This window comes from Streptomyces sp. NPDC000410 (assembly GCF_040300305.1).
GTDB lineage: Bacteria > Actinomycetota > Actinomycetes > Streptomycetales > Streptomycetaceae > Streptomyces.
Genome location: NZ_JBEPDM010000039.1, coordinates 16631 through 34049 on the forward strand (window position 1 = coordinate 16631; position 17419 = coordinate 34049).

The following is a 17419-nucleotide window of genomic DNA, read 5'->3' on the forward strand; positions in this document are numbered from 1 at the left end:
ACGCGGTCGCCTCCGGGCGCCGGCCGAGGCGAGCTCGGCAGTATGTCGACGGTCCGGCGAAGAGCTACTCCCCTTCTGCTCCGCCCAGGGTACCCGGTGGCGCAGCCTGCGGTTCCTCCCTGTGGACGAGCCCCCGCGCCACCAGCTCCAGCACCAGCGCGACCGCCACCACCTGCACCGCCATCAGCCCCACCAGCACGAACAGCTGCACCGCCCCCGCCTCCAGCGGTGACGCGCCGCCCAGCAGCATCCCCACGAACGCGCCGGGAAGTGTGACCAGCCCCACAGTCCGCGTCTGATCGAGCCCCGGCAGCAGCGCGTCGGACGCCGCGTCGCGGGCCACCTCCATCCGGGCCTCGCGCTCCGGCAGCCCGAGCGCCATCCCGGCCTCCACCTCCCCGTGCCGCGTCGCGAGCTCGTCGAGCGCCCGCCGGCCGCCGAGGACCGTCGCGGTGAGCGCTCCGCCGATGAGGATCCCGGTGACCGGGATGAGCGCGATGCCCTCGACCGGTACGAGCCCGGTGAGCAGCAGCGTGCCGACGACGGGGGCGACGCCCGCGCCGATCGGGAGGGCGGTGCGCCACCAGGTGCCGTTGGGGGTGATGCGGCGCCCGGCGGTGCGTACGGCGACGGCGTACATCACGAGCAGGAACGCGAGCAGCAGCCAGGCGGAACGGACCGCCCAGCCGATGACGAGCGAGACCGCGGCGAGCTGGACCGCGGCGCGCACGCCCGCGACGGCGATCTCGCGGGAACGGGACGGGCCCAGGTGTGCGAGGGCGGCGACGGTGGCCGCGGCCGCCAGCAGCACGGCCAGGACGACTCCGAAGGCGACATTGACCGGCAGCAGCACAGGCCAACCTTATGCCGGTCGGCCCGAATTGTCGGGGTGTCAGAAAGACCGTCCGAAACCTTGATGTGACGTGCTCATGTCGTCACCCTGTTACCTGGTGCCCATCCCCACGAAACCTGGCGCCGCCACGATGGCGCGGGCCCTGCCGCAGGGCTCGCACCACCAACAGCCTCCACCCCCACGGGAGTTCGCATGTCACGTGTCTACGCGCGTCGACTGGCGTATACGGCCGCTCTTGCCGCACTCGCCTCCGCCACCACCCTCCTCACCGCGCCGGCCGCCAGCGCCGCCCCGCCCACCCCGATCAGCGCCGCCACCGCCCGCACCTACCTCGGCCAGCTCACGGTGAAGGCGGAAGGTTCCTCCACCGGCTACAGCCGCGACAAGTTCCCGCACTGGATCACCCAGTCGGGCTCCTGCAACACCCGCGAGGTCGTCCTCAAGCGCGACGGTACGAACGTCCAGCAGGACTCCAGCTGTGCCGCCGTCAGCGGCAGCTGGTACTCCCCGTACGACGGCGCCACCTGGACCGCCGCGTCCGACGTCGACATCGACCACGTCATCCCGCTCGCCGAGGCCTGGCGTTCCGGCGCCGGCTCCTGGTCCACCTCCTCGCGGCAGGCCTTCGCCAACGACCTGACCCGCCCGCAGCTCATCGCCGTCACCGACAACGTCAACCAGGCCAAGGGCGACAAGGACCCGGCCGAATGGCTCCCGCCGCGCAGCTCCTACAACTGCACGTACGCCCGGATGTGGGTGCACGTGAAGCACCACTGGAACCTCTCGGTGGACTCGGCCGAGAAGTCCGCCCTCCAGTCCGTCCTGAACGGCTGCTGAACGGCCGCCGAGCAGCCGTCGAGCGAAAGCTGGGCGGCCGCCGAGCGACTACTGAGCGGCTGCTGAGCGGCTGACGAACCCGGCCCGTCGAACAGTCGCCGAGCTGGAACCGCGCTACCCTCCCCCGTCGTTCCGTACCGTACGGGGCGACGGAGGAGGACAGGCCTATGGCAGCCGGGCTTCGACTGGGACCGCTTCTGCGGTACGTCGACTGGCAATCGGGCGATTCCGCGACCATCTGGGTCGAGGCGGACCGTCCGTGCACGGCCGAGGTGCGGTGCGCGGAGGGAGGCGGCGGCTCGATCCGTACGTTCCAGATCGAGGGCCACCACTACGCGCTGATCCCGGTGACCGGCCTCGCCCCCGGTTCGTCGACCGCGTACGAGGTGCTGCTCGACGGCCGCCGCGTCTGGCCGCTCGAGGACTCCGGCTTTCCCCCCAGCACGATCCGCACCCCCGCCGTCCCCTCCGACGGCGTGCGCGTCACCTTCGGCTCCTGCCGCTGGTCCTCGCCGCCCGCCGACGAGCACGACACTGTCGGCCCCGACGCACTGGACACACTGGCCGCCCGGCTGCGCGAGGACCCGGCCGCCGAGCGCCCGGACGTCCTGCTCCTGCTCGGCGACCAGGTCTACGCGGACAACACGTCCAAGGCGACCCGGCGCTGGCTGGCCGCCCGCCGCGATCTGCGCGATCCCCCCGGCGCGCAGGTCGCGAACTACGAGGAGTACACCCGGCTGTACGACGAGTCCTGGCTCGACCCCGAGGTGCGCTGGCTGCTCTCCACCGTTCCCAGCTGCATGATCTTCGACGACCACGACGTCATCGACGACTGGAACACCAGCGCGGCCTGGGTGGCCGAGATGCGGGCCAAGCCCTGGTGGCAGGAGCGGGTGGTCAGCGGGCTGATGTCGTACTGGGTCTACCAGCAGCTGGGCAACCTCTCCCCGGCCGAGCTGGCCAAGGACGCGCTCTACGCCGCCGTCCGCGACACCCCGGACGGCACCGACGCGCTGCGGCGCTTCGCGGCGGAGTCCGACGCCGACCCGTCGACGCTCCGCTGGAGCTACCGGCGCGACTTCGGCAGGACCCGGCTCGTGATGGTCGACACCCGGGCCGGCCGGGTCCTGGACGAGGCCGAGCGGGCGATGCTGGACGAGGACGAGGCACGCTGGCTGCGCGAGCAGGCGCTGGACGCGCCGGGCTCGTACGACCATCTCCTCATCGGTTCCTCGCTGCCCTGGCTGCTGCCGCCCCTGGTCCATGACGCCGAGAGCTGGAACGCGGCACTGTGCCGGGGCGAGCGCGGCCCACGCTGGGCGCGGTTCGCCGAGGATCTGCGCCGAAGATCCGACCTGGAGCACTGGGCGGCGTTCCCGGCGTCGTTCGACGCGCTGACCGCGCTGATCGCGGAGGCGGGCAGCGGCCCGCAGGCCCCGGCGACGGTGTGCGTGCTGTCGGGCGACGTGCACCACGCGTACATCGCGGAGCCGCACTGGCCGGCCCCCGACCAGGGCCAGGGCCCGGACGCCGCGCCGCGGGCGCGCGTGTTCCAGCTCACCTGCTCCCCGGTCCACAACGCGATCCACCTGACGATAAAGCTCGGGTTCCGCTTCGGCTGGAGCCGGACAGGACGGCGCCTCGGCCATGCCCTGACCCGGCACGGGCGGATGGCACGGCCCGCCGTCGACTGGCGCAGGAGCGGCGGGCCGTGGTTCGGGAACCAGCTGATGACGCTGGCGCTGCGCGCGCGTTCGGCAGACCTCCGGCTCGAGCAGGCGCGCCGCGTGGACCGTTCGACCACACGGCTCGTGACCGTTCTCGATCGGAATCTGACGAATGGTTCGTGAGTCGGTGCGCGAGTCGTGCGCGAGTCATGTGTGAGTCGTGCGCACGTCGTACGTGAGTCGTCCGACAGCGGAGCGTGATACTCACCCCGGCCCTTCGCCTCACGGCGTGACAACGGCATGATGTGGCGGACCACTAGGCGGACCATCCGCTTCTTGCTGCCCAGATGCCCCGGGAGTCACAGCTTTGTCCACAGTTCGGCATGCCATAGCCCTGGTCGGCGCAGGTCCTCGCGGCACCTCGGTGCTGGAGAGACTCTGTGCCTCCGTGCCCGAACTGGCCCCGGACACCCCGCTGACCGTCCATGTCGTCGACCCGGCACCGGCCGGCCCCGGCCAGGTGTGGCGTACGGACCAGCCCGCCGAGCTGCTGATGAACACGGTCGCCTCCCAGGTGACCCTGTTCACCGACGACAGCGTGGTGTGCGAGGGTCCGATACGGCCGGGGCCGAGCCTGTACGAGTGGGCGGCGGCCCGCCCCTCGGAGGCGGGGCTCGGCCCCGACGACTACCCGACGCGGGCCTGCTACGGCCGCTACCTGGAGTGGGCGTTCCGGGGGATCGCCGAGCGGGCGCCGCGGACGGTCCGGGTGGAGGTGCACCGGACTCGCGCGGTGCGGCTGGACGAGGCCGAGGACTCGACGCAGCTGCTCGCACTGGACGACGGCACGGTGCTGACCGGCCTGAGCGCGGTGGTGCTGGCGCAGGGGCATCTTCCGGTGACGCCTGGGGCGGTGCCGGCGGGGCTGGGCGCGTACGCGGACCGGCACGGCCTGCGGCACTTCTCCCCCGCCAACCCGGCGGATCTGGACCTCTCGGGCATCGAGCCCGGAGAAACGGTCCTGCTGAGGGGCCTCGGCCTCAACTTCTTCGACCACATGGCGCTGCTGACGACGGCCCGCGGCGGCACGTTCGTACGCGACGAGGCCGACCGGCTGGTCTACCGGGCCTCGGGGCGTGAGCCGCGCCTGTTCGCGGGCTCGCGGCGCGGGATCCCGTACCAGGCGCGCGGCGACAACGCGAAGGGCGCGTCGGGCCGGCACCAGCCGCTGGTGCTGACACCGGATGTGATCGCGGTCTTCCGCAAGCGCGCGGACGCGGGCGATCCGCCGGACTTCCGGGCCGAGATATGGCCGCTGGTCGCCAAGGAGGTGGAGACGGTCTACTACGAGGCCCTCCTGGCCCCGTCGCTGGACCGCGCGCTGCGGGGCCGCTTCCGGAACGACTTCCTGGACGCGCCCGGCGGCAGCGACGAGGAGACCGCGGTCCTGGACGCGTACGGCTGTCCGGCCGCCGACCGCTGGTCCTGGGAGCGCGTCTCGCGCCCGTACGGCTCGGAGACCTTCACCGGTCCGGCCGCGTTCCGCACCTGGCTCCTCGCCCATCTGCGGCGGGACGCCGAGCACGCGGCGCTGGGCAATGTGGCGGGCCCGGTCAAGGCGGCCCTCGACGTGCTGCGGGACGTGCGCAATGAACTGCGGCAGATCGTGGACCACGCGGGGCTGTCCGGGGCGTCCCGCCGGGACCATCTCGACCGCTGGTACACACCGCTGAACGCGTTCCTCTCCATCGGCCCGCCGCGCCGCCGGATCGAGGAGATGACGGCCCTGATCGAGGCCGGGGTGCTGGAGGTGGTCGGCCCTCGGATGACCGTACGGGCGGAGGACGGCCGCTTCAGGGCGCAGTCGCCCGACGTACCGGGCTCGGAGGTGTCGGCGACGACGCTGATCGAGGCCCGGCTGCCGGAGCCCGACCTGCGGCGCAGCCGCGACGAACTGCTCTCGCGGCTGCTGCGGACGGGCCAGTGCAGGCCGCACACCGTCGATGGTTACGAAACCGGCGGCCTGGACGTGACGGAGCGGCCGTACCGTCTCATCGACCGTCAGGGACGGGTGCATCCGCGCCGGTTCGCGGTCGGAGTGCCGACGGAGGGGGTGCACTGGGTGACGGCGGCCGGGGCGCGGCCGGGTGTGGACTCGGTGACGCTGTCGGACGCGGACGCGGTGGCGCGGGCGGTGCTGCGCATCGCGGGAACGACAGGCAGGAAAAGTCCGGCGAGTGCGACGAGTACGACGAGTGCGGCCGATGAACATCGGATGAAAAAGGACCGCATCTCAAATGTTGAACTTGCAAGTATCGATTAGGGCTGCCTAACCTGTGACTCCCCTCATCGGTTTCACGTCCCCAGACCGAAATAGGAGTCCTCTCGCCATGTCCAACAACAGCCAGCCGGACCAGTCGAACCTGACCGCGAAGCTGAACCAGGGCCAGCCGTACGTCCTCGGCCTGTTCCGCATCGTCATCGGCCTGCTCTTCGCCTGCCACGGCGCCGCCTCGCTCTTCGGCGTGCTCGGCGGCGCGATGGGCGGCGGCACCGTGCCCACCGGCGCCTGGCCCGGCTGGTACGCGGCGGTGATCCAGCTCGTCGGCGGCGGCCTGGTGCTGCTGGGCGTCGGCACCCGCTCGGCGGCGTTCATATCCTCGGGCTCGATGGCGTACGCGTACTTCGCCATGCACCAGCCCGAGGCGCTGTTCCCGCTGCAGAACCAGGGCGAGTCGTCCGTGCTGTTCTGCTGGGCGCTCCTGCTGCTCGTCTTCACCGGGCCGGGCGCGCTCGCGCTGGACGGGCTGTTCTCGTCGCGCGGCACGGCTGCCGAGGAGAAGAAGAGCGAGGAGCCCGCGGCGGCTGTCGCGGCCTGACGCCGTGCACTGCGCTGAGCCCGGTCCGGCTTCGTCCGGACCGGGCTCAGCGCGTTCCGGAACCCGCTGCGGAACCGGCTTCCGGAGCAGCCGAGGAACCCGCCGCGGACTCCACTCCGGAACCACCGAACGGCACGGTGAAGCAGGCCACCCGGTCACCGCTGCCGCCCTGCTCCCGGTGGAGGACCACCGAGTTCGCCTCGCCGCGTCTGAAGCCCCACGCGTGCTTCGTCTCGACCGTGGCCATACCGTCCGGGCCGGACGTGAAGTCCAGCCAGACCTCGTTGAGCGCGCTGACGCCGGGGTCGGGGGCGTGCCGGTAGTGCGGGCCCGCGGCGGCGGGGTCGGTGCCGCACGGCGCGGCATGGACGTGCACCCCGAACGCGTACGACGGCTTCAGGCCCGCCAGCCGGGCCCGCACGGTGGTCCCCCAGAGGTCCGACTGCTGCGTGATCTCGATCCGCGCCCCGGCCGGGACGAGGGTGGTGTCGTACGTCAGGGCCGGGGAGGGGATGAGGGCGGTGGGCGTGGCGAACTGCGCGTGGGTGGTGAGGGAGAGGCCCGCGTCGGGCGAGGTGCGGGTGCCGTGCGCGGCGTGCGCCGCCTGTGCGGTACGTGGCTGATGGGCCGCGTGCCCGGCCCCCTCCTGCTCACCCGGCCCCGGCGGGAACGCCGCCAGCAACGCCAGGGCCGCGACCCCGGTCAGTACCCCTGCGCGTACGACTGCCGGTACCGCTGCCACCATCTGCTCGCTCCTTTTCCTGTGGGCCGCCCGGACCGCGCGGGCCTCGCCCTCCCCTCGTACCGCGTACGGAACCCGCCCGGCGCGACGCGACGCCCCCACGCCCATGACTGCACCCGTACGGCCGTGCCCGACTTCACCCCACCCCTGCCGATCCGCCCCAGGGCCGTAGGCGTACGCTGTATGGCTGTCAAGCGCCTCTGCCGCTCCTGCCGCTCCCCGCGACATCGCGGCGTCGTCACTGGTCATCACTCGCTGTTCGGGGAGTAGGGGAGTAGGGGGAGTAGCGGTGCTCGAGACGGTGGGGCTGCTGACCGACAGCCCATGGATCTATGCGGTCGTTGCCCTGTCCGTCCTGCTGGACGTGTTTCTGCCCGTACTGCCCAGCGGTGTGCTGGTGATCACGGCCGCGACGGCAGCGGCGGCCGGTTCGACAGCGGTCGCGGACGCCTCGGGAACTTCGGGGCCCTCGGGGCCCTCGCTGCTGGCGCTGCTGTTCTGTGCGACGACGGCGTCCGTGCTGGGCGACCTCGTGGCGTACCGGCTCGCCTGGCGCGGCGGCGACCGGCTGGACCGGGCGATCGCCCGCTCGCGCCGCCTGACCAGCGCGCAGGAACGTCTCAGCGCGGCGCTCAGCCGGGGCGGCGGACTCCTCGTGGTGATCGCCCGCTTCGCCCCGGCCGGCCGCTCGGTCGTCTCCCTGGGCGCGGGCGCCTCGCACCGTGCCGTGCGGGAATTCCTTCCCTGGTCCGCGCTCGCCGGCGCGGCCTGGGCGGGCTACAGCGTCGGCCTCGGCTACTTCGGCGGCCAGTGGCTGGGAGCGACCTGGGTGGGCGTGGCGGTGTCGGCCCTGGCCCTGTTCGCGGCGGGCGCGCTGGCGGCGTACGTCATGCGGCGTCCGGCTCCGGAACCCGCTTAGAGGGTGTCCGGTCAGCGCCTCGGACCTCCAGCCCGTCGAGCAACGCGCGGGTCGCCTCCGCGATCTCGTCCACGGCCCGGTCGAACACCTCCCGGTTGTGCGCGGCAGGCGCCCGGAACCCGGACACCTTCCGCACGAACTGCAGGGCCGCGGCCCTGATGTCCTCCTCGGTGGCCTCTTCGGGGAGGACGGGCGGTCGGAGAGTCTTGATGCTGCGGCACATGCCTCCAGTGTGTCGCAGGCGGCTGCGTCCTAAGAGGTGTGCCGTAATTCAGCGGTAGTCGATCTTGAGGTTTTGGAGTGCGGCGCTGGCGCGGGCGGTGTCGTTGACCGTGTCGCCGTGCCTGCGGTGCTGCCGTAGGGCCTTGTAGTCCTTGGGGCAGGCGATTGCGTGTTCGGCCCGTGCCCGCCGTTTGGCGAACGGCTTGCTCTTGGTGTTGCTGGTGATGACATCGGGGCGGCTGCGGTACGCCCCAACGCCGATCACCAGGCGGTGTCCGGCGACTTGTTCGGCCAGCGATGACGCGCCGGTCGCGGGCGCGGATGGTGACGCTGCGCCGCTAGTTCTTGGAGCAGGCGGTCACCTTGCGTTCCTCCACGTGGATGAGCATGCCGTCCACCACCCACAGATCAGCCCGGCTTCCTTAGGTCGGTTCATCACCGCGCTTGGGATGTGCTTCGCGCCAGGCGTCCAACCGCTCCACCGGCCACAGGGGGGTGCGGCCGACATAGATCGGGGTGGGGAAGTCGTCGCGGCTGCTGTTGAGGTTGTAGACATGCTGGACGGTCACGTTGAGTCGCTCCGCTGCCTGGCGAGCGTCTGCATATCCGGGAATCGTTGCTGCCATGCACTCATTTTACCTCGATTCATAGCTCAACTACTCATATACCGTGGCATAGGTCAGCTAATTGGTGCGGGGGGAGGGTGACGGCGATGCAGGCTGCCCAGACGCGCAGGTTCCGGGGGAAGAACAAGGCCCCGAAGTGGACCAAGCCCGACGACGGGCAGGTGTCCGTGATGGTGCTACCGCTGGCCGTCACCGATTCCGGCGACCTCGCCCGGCTGGAGCGCCTGTTCGGCGCGATGTGGTCGATCAAGCGTGCCGTCCAGCGGGACGCCCGCGCCAAGGTCGACGCCTACTGGGCTGCGTGCCACGAGCGGGAGGAACAGGGCGCGAAGGCCGTGCGGCAGCGCCTCGGCCTGTCCCGTGAGGCCCTGGAACGCTGCGCCTACAAGCATTTGGAGGCCGGCGGACACTTGAAGTACCACGCCTCGAAGGCCCTGGCCATGCACATGGCTGACGAGGTGTGGAACGGCGTCTCCAGGCACCTGTTCCCCGACGCCACCGGACAGCGCTTCGGCCGCCCGAAGGTCGGACGCTGGCATGACTTCACCCGCATCCCCGGCCGCGCCCGCTCCCACACCACCGAGAACAAGTGGGAGACCTTCCGCCTGGTCGGCACGCTCCACGGCCACGCCATGACCTACACCGGCAGCGGCCAGCACACTCTGATGCAGCCCCGCCGGATGCCGAAGCCCACCCTGCCGGACGGACAGGCGCCCACGGGGAAGCTGACCGCCGCCGGGAAGCCGGGGACGCGGAGGGCGAACTGGTGGGACCACACCGGCCCCCTCGCCGTCGTCTTCGCCGGAGGCCCCGACAGCAAGCGCGGCGACCTCGTCCTCCCCGTCCGCATCCCCCAGAGTCCGGGGCAGTGGGCGCGGGTTGAGCACTTCCTCAGGCATCCGGGCCGCTGGCACAAGGTGGATCTCGTACGCCGCCGCAAGGCGTCCGCGCCGGGCGGCTGGGTCTATGAGGCGCACCTGATGGTCCTCGGCCCCGGCTACACCGCACCCTCGGTGCGGGCCATGCGCGACCAGGCCGCCGCCCTGGACCGGATCGGCGGGGTGGACGGCAACGTCTCCAACCTCTCCGTCGTCTCCTTCCCCGCCCAGCTCGACGGCGGTACGCCCGTCTCCACCGAGATCACGCTCACCGACAACGAGCGGCTGCGACTGGAGAAGGAGGCGAAGAAGCAGCGCGGTCGGACGCGGGCACTGGAGCGCTCCCGCCGGGCAACGAACGCTGCACAATACGGCATGTCGAAGAAGCAAGCCAAGCGTGCCCAGCGCCGCACCGACAAGGGCCTGACGCCCAAGACCGTGACCGTGCCCGGCGGCGCCCGGGCCGCCCGCACAGACGGGGTACCCAAGCAGGCATTCCGGCGTGACCTGCTCTCCACCAACTACCGGGAGCTGCGCGCCCGCCGGGCCGAACATGCCGCCTCGGCAGCCGAGCACCGCCGCCACCGCGCCCGCACCGTGGCACGGGAGATCATCACCGACCACGGCCCCGTCCTCGTTGTGGAAGACTGCGACATCCGCACCTGGTACCGGCTGTGGGGCAAGCGCCTCTCCCAAACCACCCCGGGCATGCTGATCTCCGCCCTCAAGACGGAGTGCGAAGCCGCAGGCGGCAGGCTCGTACAAGCCTCCACCTGGTCAACCGCCCTGTCCCAGCACTGCCTGTGCGGCGAGCGCGTGAACAAGACCCTCCGCGAGCGCGAACACAAGTGCAGCGCTTGCGGCCTGGTCGCCAAGCGTGACCTCGTATCCGCAGCCCTCGCCTCCTTTGTCCGCTTCACCGACGTGGACGACCCCAAGACCGCGTACCTGGACACCGCTGCGTCCGGCACGCACAGATCACGTACTCACAAGCGCTGGAAGAAGCGCTGCGGGAGTCAACCACACCGAGCCCGAAACCGCCCCGGCGGTCGGGACGCGTGGCAGTCCCACGGCAACGCCGTGAGACCTCTGCTCCCCGAACCGCCGGACAGCGGAACCGAGCAACCCCGGATGAGTCACGACCTCGTGGCCACGCCGGAACGCCCGGAACCCGCACCGCGTGCAGTCCACAGCTCACCCTCTGGTGAATTGCGGATCAAGTCTTAGGAGGCCAAGGGCACGACCCTCACATTGAACTCGGCCGTTCCGAGAGCCCCCCAGATCCCCGTGAACAGCATGGCGTATTGCTCCTGTCCCCGGGCGGTCGCGATGCCTCCCAGGTCCATCAGCGCGTCCTCCGTCCACCCGAGATCCGCCAGCAGGCGCGCCACGGTCCGCTTGGCCTCGGCGTCGTCCCCGGACAGGAACAGCGTGCTCGGCCCTGCCAGCCTGCCCGGATCCTTCATCACGTGGGAGTCCACGGTGCACAGCGTCTTGACGACGGCGGTGCGCGGGAAGGCCGCCTGGATCTCCTCGCCGAGGCTGCGGAACGGGTGCGACAGCACCATCTCCCCTTCGTCCTGGCCCTCGACGAAGCCGACCGCCACGTCGATCAGCACCTTCCCTTCCAGGGCCGCCGCGCCGATCCCCTCCAGCACCTCCAGCGATGCCGTACCCGGCGTGGCGTTCACGACCACCTCGCCGTACGCGGCCGCCTCGGCCACTCCCACGACGGCCGCCCCGCCAACCTCCCGTTCCTCCGGCTTCCGCGACCCCAGCACGACCTCATGTCCGGCGGCGCTCCAGCCCGCTGCGAGGGCGCGGGCGACATTTCCTGTTCCGATCAGTCCGATTCGCATACGAGGACGCTAACGACGCGGTCCCGCCCACCGAATCGGACCAGAGACCCAGCCCGGACCGATGCGGGACCTACGACCTTCGCCCCCGTCCCTGCCCTCCTGCCCTCCTGCCCTCACGCGGCCTCGGCCGACTCCGCCTCCGCCCCGTCCGCGACGGCCTCGGCCCACTCCACCAGCAACAACTGGTACCGGGCCTCGTCGGCGGCGGAGAGCCGCCCGCCCGACAGGGCCCACAACGCCCGAATCTCCTCATTCACCACGGCAGCGGACCGCACGGAACCACGTTTGAGAGGGTTGAGGGACATGCGTACAAGATTACGGCTCCCCACCGACAACGACGGCATCGCGCCGCGCGGGAACGGGCGGATGGTGGCCGATTCAACAGAGGGAACGGCTCTGCCCAGGGTGCGGAGTTGGCGGCCCTGAGCAGATGATGGAGGTGAATGCCGCGCAGAGAGATGGCTGACATGAAACGCACATTCTTCCGGCGATGCGTTCTGGCAATTCCCCCGCTGGCGGTGCTTCCGGCTCTTGTCGCCCCCGCAGCCGCAGCCCCACCCGCACCGGCCTCGGCCTCGGCCCGTCCTGTGACGAAGATCTGCGGGAGTTGGACCTCGGTTCCCGGTTCATCGTCGATCCAGGCACGAGCATGCCTGGAACACCTGCGAGGAGTGAATCCGACGTTTCCCAGTGAATTCGGCTCCTGGCTCCGGGTCGTCACAACGGCTCGCTACACCGGCACCGAGAGCGCCCCACATGCCATGGCGGCAACGTCATACATCAACCGCACATGGGCAGGCAGCACACACTTGTATGTGTCCGCCGGGGACAAGCAGGACTCGTACACCACAGGCTGGTGGCGACGGGCGAGCTTCCCCGGAAGTGTCGTAGGAGCCAGGACGTACATCAATCCCAACGAGTCGGTGGGTGCGCCCGTTCACGTCCACTCGGGCTTCATGAAGGTCGCACCCTGAGCCCGGGCGGCCACGTCTCATCGAACGTTGAGTGAACTCGCGCCCTCAGCTGAGTACGCGTACTCAAGTGCGGCGCGCGGATTGATCGAAGACTGTGCGCATGAGACGAATTCCCGCCCTGAACAGCACAGTTGCCCGCTCCTCGCGCCGCCTGCGGCTCACCCTCGCGGTCACCGCCCTTGCCGCTGTGACGCTTTCCGCCTGCGGCACCGAGAAGACGACTGCCGACGGCTCGGGCTCCGGCTCCCGGAACAAGCCCGCCAACAGCGTCGGAGCGCAGCCTGGCGCTGCGTCAGGCAGCCCTGAGCAGGCGGCCTTCATGGAGATGATGGACAGAGTCGCGCGGCCGTGCCCTTCGGACGCTCCGTCCGACGAACCGATCGCTTCGGGAGGGCCGCGGACCGGCCCGCTGGAGCCGCTGCCGCCCGGCGAGACCGTGCCCGCCGATACCCTGCCCATCGCCCCCACGGAGGGCCCGGAGACGGTACTGAACGCCTTTGAGTGGTGCGCGGCCCACCTCCATGTCGAGCGCGTCACCCATGCGCTCGCCGAAGTGGCGGATCCTACCCCCGCCCAGGTCGGGAAGGTCCTGAACGATCTCGGGTACATCGACGAGCGCATCCACGGCCTCAAGCAGTCCGGCTCGACCACACGTTTCCTCATCGACCTGCGCATCCGGGGCGGCAAGCTCGGCCTGGAGGGCTCGGCGGCCGGCGCGAACACCGACATCGAATTCGTCGCAGGCCCCGCGACCGGCCCGTTCACACCGGTGCAGCGCAGGCAGTGACCCCCGGAGGCCCGCGGACGCGACCGCCTCGCGTCTCAGTGCGTTCCCAGGCCGCCGTCGGAGGCCGCCACGACTCCTGACTCGTACGCCGCGATCACCAGCTGGGCGCGGTCGCGGGCGGCCAGTTTGGACAGCAGACGGCCGATGTGGGTCTTCACCGTGCCCATGCTCACGTGCAGCCGCGCCGTGATCTCGTCGTTCGACAGGCCCCGCGCGATCAGCTCCAGGACCTCGCGCTCCCGCTCCGTCACCCCGGTCAGCGGGACGCGGCCGTGGCTCGGGACCGGCTCCGGGCGGCGGGTGAACTCCTCGATGAGGCGACGGGTCACGGACGGAGCGAGCAGGGAGTCGCCCGTGGCGACGACCCTGATGGCGGCCAGCACTTCCGCGGGCGGGGCGTCCTTGAGGAGGAAGCCCGCCGCGCCGGCCCGCAGGGCCGCGTAGACGTACTCGTCGAGGTCGAACGTGGTCAGGATCAGCACCCGTACGCCCGCGGTCTCGGGGGAACCACGGATCTGCCGGGTCGCCTCGATCCCGTCCATGACCGGCATCCGGACGTCCATCAGGACCACGTCCGGACGGTGCAGGCGGGCGAGCTCGACGGCCTCTGCCCCGTCACCCGCCTCTCCGACGGCGGTGAGGCCGGGTTCGTTCTCGACGAGGATCCGGAAGGAGCCGCGCAGCAGCACCTGGTCGTCGACGACGAGCACCCGGGTCGCGTCCGTCATGCGCTCCTCACACGGTCCGTCATGCAGTCCCCCTCACACCGTCCGTCATGCAGTCCCCCTCACACCGTCCGTCATGCAGTCCCCCTCACACCGTCCGTCATGCAGTCCCCCTCACACCGTCCTGCGGCAGTCGGACGGAGACAGCGAAGCCTCCCTCGGGGCGCGGGCCCGCGCTGAACGTCCCGCCGTACATCATCGCCCGCTCCCGCATACCGACCAGGCCGTGGCCCCCCGGCCGTTCCCGGTCGGCGCCCCGCACGCCGTCGTCCGTGACGTCGATACGCACCTCGCGCGGATCGCCCTCGACCGTCACCCGGCAGCGTGCGGAGGCCGCGTGCTTCACCACGTTGGTGAGGGACTCCTGGACGATCCGGTGAACGGCCAGGGCGATTCCCGCGGGCAGACCTCCGTCCGGCACCCGGACGCTCAAGTCGACGTCCACGCCTGCCTGTCGTGCCTGATCAGCCAGCCGGTCGAGCGCGTCGAGGCCGGGCGCCGGGCCCAGCGGGGCGGCGGCCGTGTCGGTGCGGAGCACCCCCAGGGTGCGACGCATCTCGGTCATGGCGGCCCGGCTGGTCCGTTCGATGACACGCAGCGCGTCCACGGCCTCCTCCGGGCGGTGCTGGGCCACATGTCCGGCGACTCCCGCCTTCACGGCGATCAGGCTGAGGCTGTGCGACACGATGTCGTGCAACTCCCTCGCTATCCGCAGCCGTTCCTCGGCTATGGCCTCTTCGGTGCGGCGGGTGGCGCGGTCGGCCTCCCGGGCCCGGCGGGCGCGTACGACGAAGCCCGCCGCCCAGCCGCCGCCGAGGACCAGCCAGACGATCGCGGCGATACCGGCCGCCCCGCTCCAGGTCTCGGCCGGGGTGACCAGGGCCTCCCCGGTGAGGACGGCGGCCGCCGAAACGGCGAGCGAGGCGGCGAGCACCGGCACCGAGCGTCGCGGGGGCGCGGTGAGGGCGACCGCGTAAAGGGTGAGGCCGGCCGCGGTCCACGGCTCGCGCGTGATGTCCAGGAGGGTGGCGGCGACGGCTCCGGCGAGGGCCGTCACCGCGGCCCGCAACGGCCACCGCCGGCGGGCCGCGACCGGGAGGCCGACGACCGCTGCCACGAGCAGGCCCGCCCACACCGGTCCGGTGTAGGCGGGCTGGGTCCCGCTGCCCGGCATCCGGGCGAAGCCGGCGTACGTGGCCGTGATCAGCAGCGCGGCGGCCAGGTCGAGCGCGAGCAGATGACCGTCGCGCAGCCGCCGGGGAACACGCATGGCCCGACCGTACATCGTCAACCAGCCTGTCCGATCAGGGTCATGAGGATCAAGGTGGCGGTGACCGCCGCGGTCCAGCGCAGGACGGTGGCGCGGCGCGGTACCGGGCCGTCACGCAGCACGGTGACGCCCAGCGGAACGAGGGCGAGGCAGAGGCCGGCGACAGCCACGACCGACAGCGGAGTGGTCCCCTTGAGCACGCCGAGCGGCAGCGCGGCGGTGGCCGCCAGGGCGAGCGCCCGGACCGGTCCCAGCACCCGCGCCCGCCAGGCCCCGACGGCGAGGAGCAGCCAGCCGCCCATGATCGCGAGGTTGAGGGCGCTGAAGACGTGGAAGGCCCCGTACGTCTCGCCGACGAACCGGGTGGCGCCCTGCGCGCCCTGCCGGTCGGCGAGCTGGAAGGCGAGGTGGTCGACACCGGCGTGGAAAGTCCGGGCGAAGAGCCCGAGAACGGCGAGTACCCCGCCCCACAGGGCCGGTCCGGGGCTGCGGCGGCCGATCCGCGCCGCCAGTACGGCGAGGGCCGGCCACAGCAGGACGGTCCCCGCGGCGAAGGCTCCGTAGGAGACCGCGATCAGGCCGGGGTGCTCGACGCGGGCGGCGAGCTGCTCCGGGAAGAAGAAGTGAAAGGGCAGCCGCAACAGGACCCCGGCTCCCAGCAGCACAGGCGCCGCCACCAGCGAGACCCCGCCCACCCACCGCCCGGGGAAGGGCGTGTCACCACCCCACTCCACGGGCAGCAGCCGGGCCTTGGCCGGGGTGGCGGTGTCGTGGACGAGGGGTGCGCTCCGTGTCGTTGTCGTCATGCCGTGAACGATCCCGCCCGGACGCGCCCTTCCGCGTCGGAGCACGGTCCGCTTCCCGCCGTCGGCCTCAGGTCCGACTCTCCCGCCCTGCCGGCTCCGGCATCAGACCGTGGTCCGATGCCTCAGGGGCACCACACATACGTCCTCGGGCCTCGGGCCTCGGGCCTCGGGCCTCGGGCCTCGGGCCTCGGAGGAGCACAACTACTCTCCGCTGACGTCAGAAGTGGACGTCAAAGGCCCCCAACCGTGATCGGTTGGGGGCCTTTGCACTGGTGGGCGCGGACGGTTTCGAACCGCCGACATCTGCTTTGTAAGAGCAGCGCTCTACCCCTGAGCTACGCACCCGGAATGAGGCAACAGCCTACATGGCCCATGGGTGGGTGCCGCAAACCAGATGCGCCGACACCGGGGGCGCGGCGGCTCGGGCAGCGGAATGGGGGGTTAGCCCTACCCCGGAGAGGGTGGGGGGCAGGATCGTGCGGCGGGCTGGCGCGGGCCTACGGTTGGGGAACATCGCAGCTCGGACCAGGGGGATCGATCACCGTGAGCACATTCCGTAACCGCACCGGCACCCGTACGCACAGGCGCGCGCTCATCGCCGCGGGCGGGGCCGTGGTCGTCATGTTCGCCGTCGGCGGGTGCGGCAGCGCGGACGTGGAGGGGGCGCCGGTCGAGCGGAAGTCGTTCGCGTTCAGCGGGAAGACGCTGACGATCGACGCCGACAACTCGGAGGTCGAGCTCGTGCCGGCGGACGTGAAGGCCGTGGAGGTGGAGCGGCAGGTCGACGGGTGGGTGTTCCTCGGGGACGGGCCCGAGTCGAGCTGGAAGATGGAGGGCGAGACGCTGACCTTCCGGCTGGAGTGCGACGCGATCGCCAGCAACTGCAACGCGCGGCATTCGGTGAAGGTGCCGCGCGGGGTGGCCGTCACCGTGAAGAACGACAACGGGAGCGTGATCGCCTCCGGGTTCGACACGGCGCTTTCGCTGCGGTCGGACAACGGGGAGGTGACCGTGCGGGACTCCAGCGGGGCGCTGGAGATGTTCAGTGACAACGGCGAGGTCACCGGCGAGCGCATAGCCGCCACGAAGGTGACGGCGAATTCGAACAACGGGACGGTGCGGCTGGGCTTCAGCGTCGCGCCGGCGATGGTGGACACGGGGAGCGACAACGGCGAGATCACGATCGAGGTGCCCAAATCCACGGCGTACAACGTGACCACGACGACCGACAACGGCGAAACCTCCGTGGACGTGGGCCACGACCCGAAGAGCGCGTACGTCATCAAGGCCCACAGCGACAACGGGGATGTCGTCGTGCGCAGCGCGAACTAACGGGCTCGTGTGTTCGTCCTTACCTGATGGGAGAATGAACGGG

General features: G+C 71.3%; 18 protein-coding genes and 1 tRNA gene. 8 read left to right on the top strand and 11 right to left on the bottom strand.

The features are described 5' to 3' along the window. Positions 1 to 64 precede the first annotated feature (64 nt). Entirely contained in the window at positions 65 to 853 is a 789-nt protein-coding gene (locus ABT342_RS28810) for an ABC transporter permease (protein ID WP_351580111.1), read from the bottom strand. Positions 854 to 1045: 192 nt separating this feature from the next. Here ABT342_RS28810 and ABT342_RS28815 point away from each other — a divergent pair, with 192 nt between their 5' ends. The 4 genes from ABT342_RS28815 (at position 1046) to ABT342_RS28830 (ending at position 6236) form a co-directional block, all read left to right on the top strand. Continuing rightward, positions 1046 to 1690: an HNH endonuclease family protein gene (locus ABT342_RS28815; RefSeq protein WP_351580114.1), complete on the top strand. Its 645-nt coding sequence runs from the start codon at positions 1046 to 1048 to the stop codon at positions 1688 to 1690. A gap of 167 nt (positions 1691 to 1857) precedes the next feature. Next, entirely contained in the window at positions 1858 to 3540 is a 1683-nt protein-coding gene (locus tag ABT342_RS28820; RefSeq protein WP_351580117.1) for an alkaline phosphatase D family protein, read from the top strand. A 184-nt stretch (positions 3541 to 3724) separates the two neighbouring features. Further along, on the top strand, positions 3725 to 5680 hold the full coding sequence (locus tag ABT342_RS28825; RefSeq protein ID WP_351580120.1) for an FAD/NAD(P)-binding protein: 1956 nt from the start codon (positions 3725 to 3727) through the stop codon (positions 5678 to 5680). 67 nt (positions 5681 to 5747) lie between these two features. Then, the gene (locus ABT342_RS28830) at positions 5748 to 6236 is read left to right on the top strand and encodes a DoxX family protein (RefSeq protein ID WP_502965634.1); all 489 of its coding nucleotides are present in this window, start codon (positions 5748 to 5750) and stop codon (positions 6234 to 6236) included. A gap of 46 nt (positions 6237 to 6282) precedes the next feature. Here the strand turns inward: ABT342_RS28830 and ABT342_RS28835 are convergent, their stop codons facing one another. After that, on the bottom strand, positions 6283 to 6981 hold the full coding sequence (locus tag ABT342_RS28835; RefSeq protein WP_351580123.1) for a superoxide dismutase family protein: 699 nt from the start codon (positions 6979 to 6981) through the stop codon (positions 6283 to 6285). 286 nt (positions 6982 to 7267) lie between these two features. Here ABT342_RS28835 and ABT342_RS28840 point away from each other — a divergent pair, with 286 nt between their 5' ends. Then, entirely contained in the window at positions 7268 to 7897 is a 630-nt protein-coding gene (locus ABT342_RS28840; protein ID WP_351580126.1) for a DedA family protein, read from the top strand. Here ABT342_RS28840 and ABT342_RS28845 read toward each other — a convergent pair. The 3 genes from ABT342_RS28845 to ABT342_RS28855 form a co-directional block, all read right to left on the bottom strand. Next, on the bottom strand, positions 7866 to 8120 hold the full coding sequence (locus ABT342_RS28845) for a DUF2277 domain-containing protein (RefSeq protein ID WP_351580128.1): 255 nt from the start codon (positions 8118 to 8120) through the stop codon (positions 7866 to 7868). The genes ABT342_RS28840 and ABT342_RS28845 overlap by 32 nt on opposite strands. A 48-nt stretch (positions 8121 to 8168) precedes the next feature. Then, complete coding sequence (locus tag ABT342_RS28850; protein WP_351580131.1) at positions 8169 to 8384, bottom strand: hypothetical protein; 216 nt, start codon at positions 8382 to 8384, stop codon at positions 8169 to 8171. A gap of 157 nt (positions 8385 to 8541) precedes the next feature. Beyond that, positions 8542 to 8745: a helix-turn-helix transcriptional regulator gene (locus ABT342_RS28855; protein WP_351580134.1), complete on the bottom strand. Its 204-nt coding sequence runs from the start codon at positions 8743 to 8745 to the stop codon at positions 8542 to 8544. 86 nt (positions 8746 to 8831) lie between these two features. On the opposite strand from ABT342_RS28855, the gene ABT342_RS28860 reads away from it, so the two are divergent. After that, a complete protein-coding gene (locus ABT342_RS28860; RefSeq protein WP_351580137.1) occupies positions 8832 to 10850 on the top strand; it encodes a zinc ribbon domain-containing protein in 2019 nt (672 codons plus the stop codon). On the opposite strand, the gene ABT342_RS28865 is transcribed toward ABT342_RS28860, so the two are convergent. Together ABT342_RS28865 and ABT342_RS28870 are read right to left on the bottom strand one after the other, a co-directional pair. Continuing rightward, a complete protein-coding gene (locus tag ABT342_RS28865; RefSeq protein ID WP_351580140.1) occupies positions 10847 to 11482 on the bottom strand; it encodes an NADPH-dependent F420 reductase in 636 nt (211 codons plus the stop codon). The genes ABT342_RS28860 and ABT342_RS28865 overlap by 4 nt on opposite strands. Positions 11483 to 11595: 113 nt before the next feature. After that, positions 11596 to 11739 carry a hypothetical protein gene (locus ABT342_RS28870; protein ID WP_351580143.1) on the bottom strand — a complete coding sequence of 48 codons (144 nt, stop codon included), beginning with the start codon at positions 11737 to 11739 and terminating at the stop codon, positions 11596 to 11598. 817 nt (positions 11740 to 12556) lie between these two features. Here ABT342_RS28870 and ABT342_RS28875 point away from each other — a divergent pair. Further along, a complete protein-coding gene (locus ABT342_RS28875; protein WP_351580146.1) occupies positions 12557 to 13243 on the top strand; it encodes a hypothetical protein in 687 nt (228 codons plus the stop codon). Between the two features lie 35 nt (positions 13244 to 13278). Here ABT342_RS28875 and ABT342_RS28880 read toward each other — a convergent pair whose 3' ends face one another. From ABT342_RS28880 to ABT342_RS28895, 4 genes are all read right to left on the bottom strand, one after another. Further along, the gene (locus tag ABT342_RS28880; RefSeq protein ID WP_351580149.1) at positions 13279 to 13971 is read right to left on the bottom strand and encodes a response regulator; all 693 of its coding nucleotides are present in this window, start codon (positions 13969 to 13971) and stop codon (positions 13279 to 13281) included. Positions 13972 to 14068: 97 nt separating this feature from the next. Beyond that, positions 14069 to 15238 (bottom strand): sensor histidine kinase, encoded by a 1170-nt coding sequence (locus ABT342_RS28885; RefSeq protein ID WP_351580152.1) that lies wholly within the window; start codon positions 15236 to 15238, stop codon positions 14069 to 14071. A 17-nt stretch (positions 15239 to 15255) separates the two neighbouring features. After that, entirely contained in the window at positions 15256 to 16044 is a 789-nt protein-coding gene (locus tag ABT342_RS28890) for a hypothetical protein (protein ID WP_351580155.1), read from the bottom strand. Between the two features lie 270 nt (positions 16045 to 16314). Then, positions 16315 to 16389, bottom strand: a tRNA-Val gene (locus ABT342_RS28895). 276 nt (positions 16390 to 16665) lie between these two features. Here ABT342_RS28895 and ABT342_RS28900 point away from each other — a divergent pair. Continuing rightward, the gene (locus tag ABT342_RS28900) at positions 16666 to 17376 is read left to right on the top strand and encodes a DUF4097 family beta strand repeat-containing protein (RefSeq protein WP_351580276.1); all 711 of its coding nucleotides are present in this window, start codon (positions 16666 to 16668) and stop codon (positions 17374 to 17376) included. The last annotated feature ends 43 nt before the right edge of the window (positions 17377 to 17419 follow it).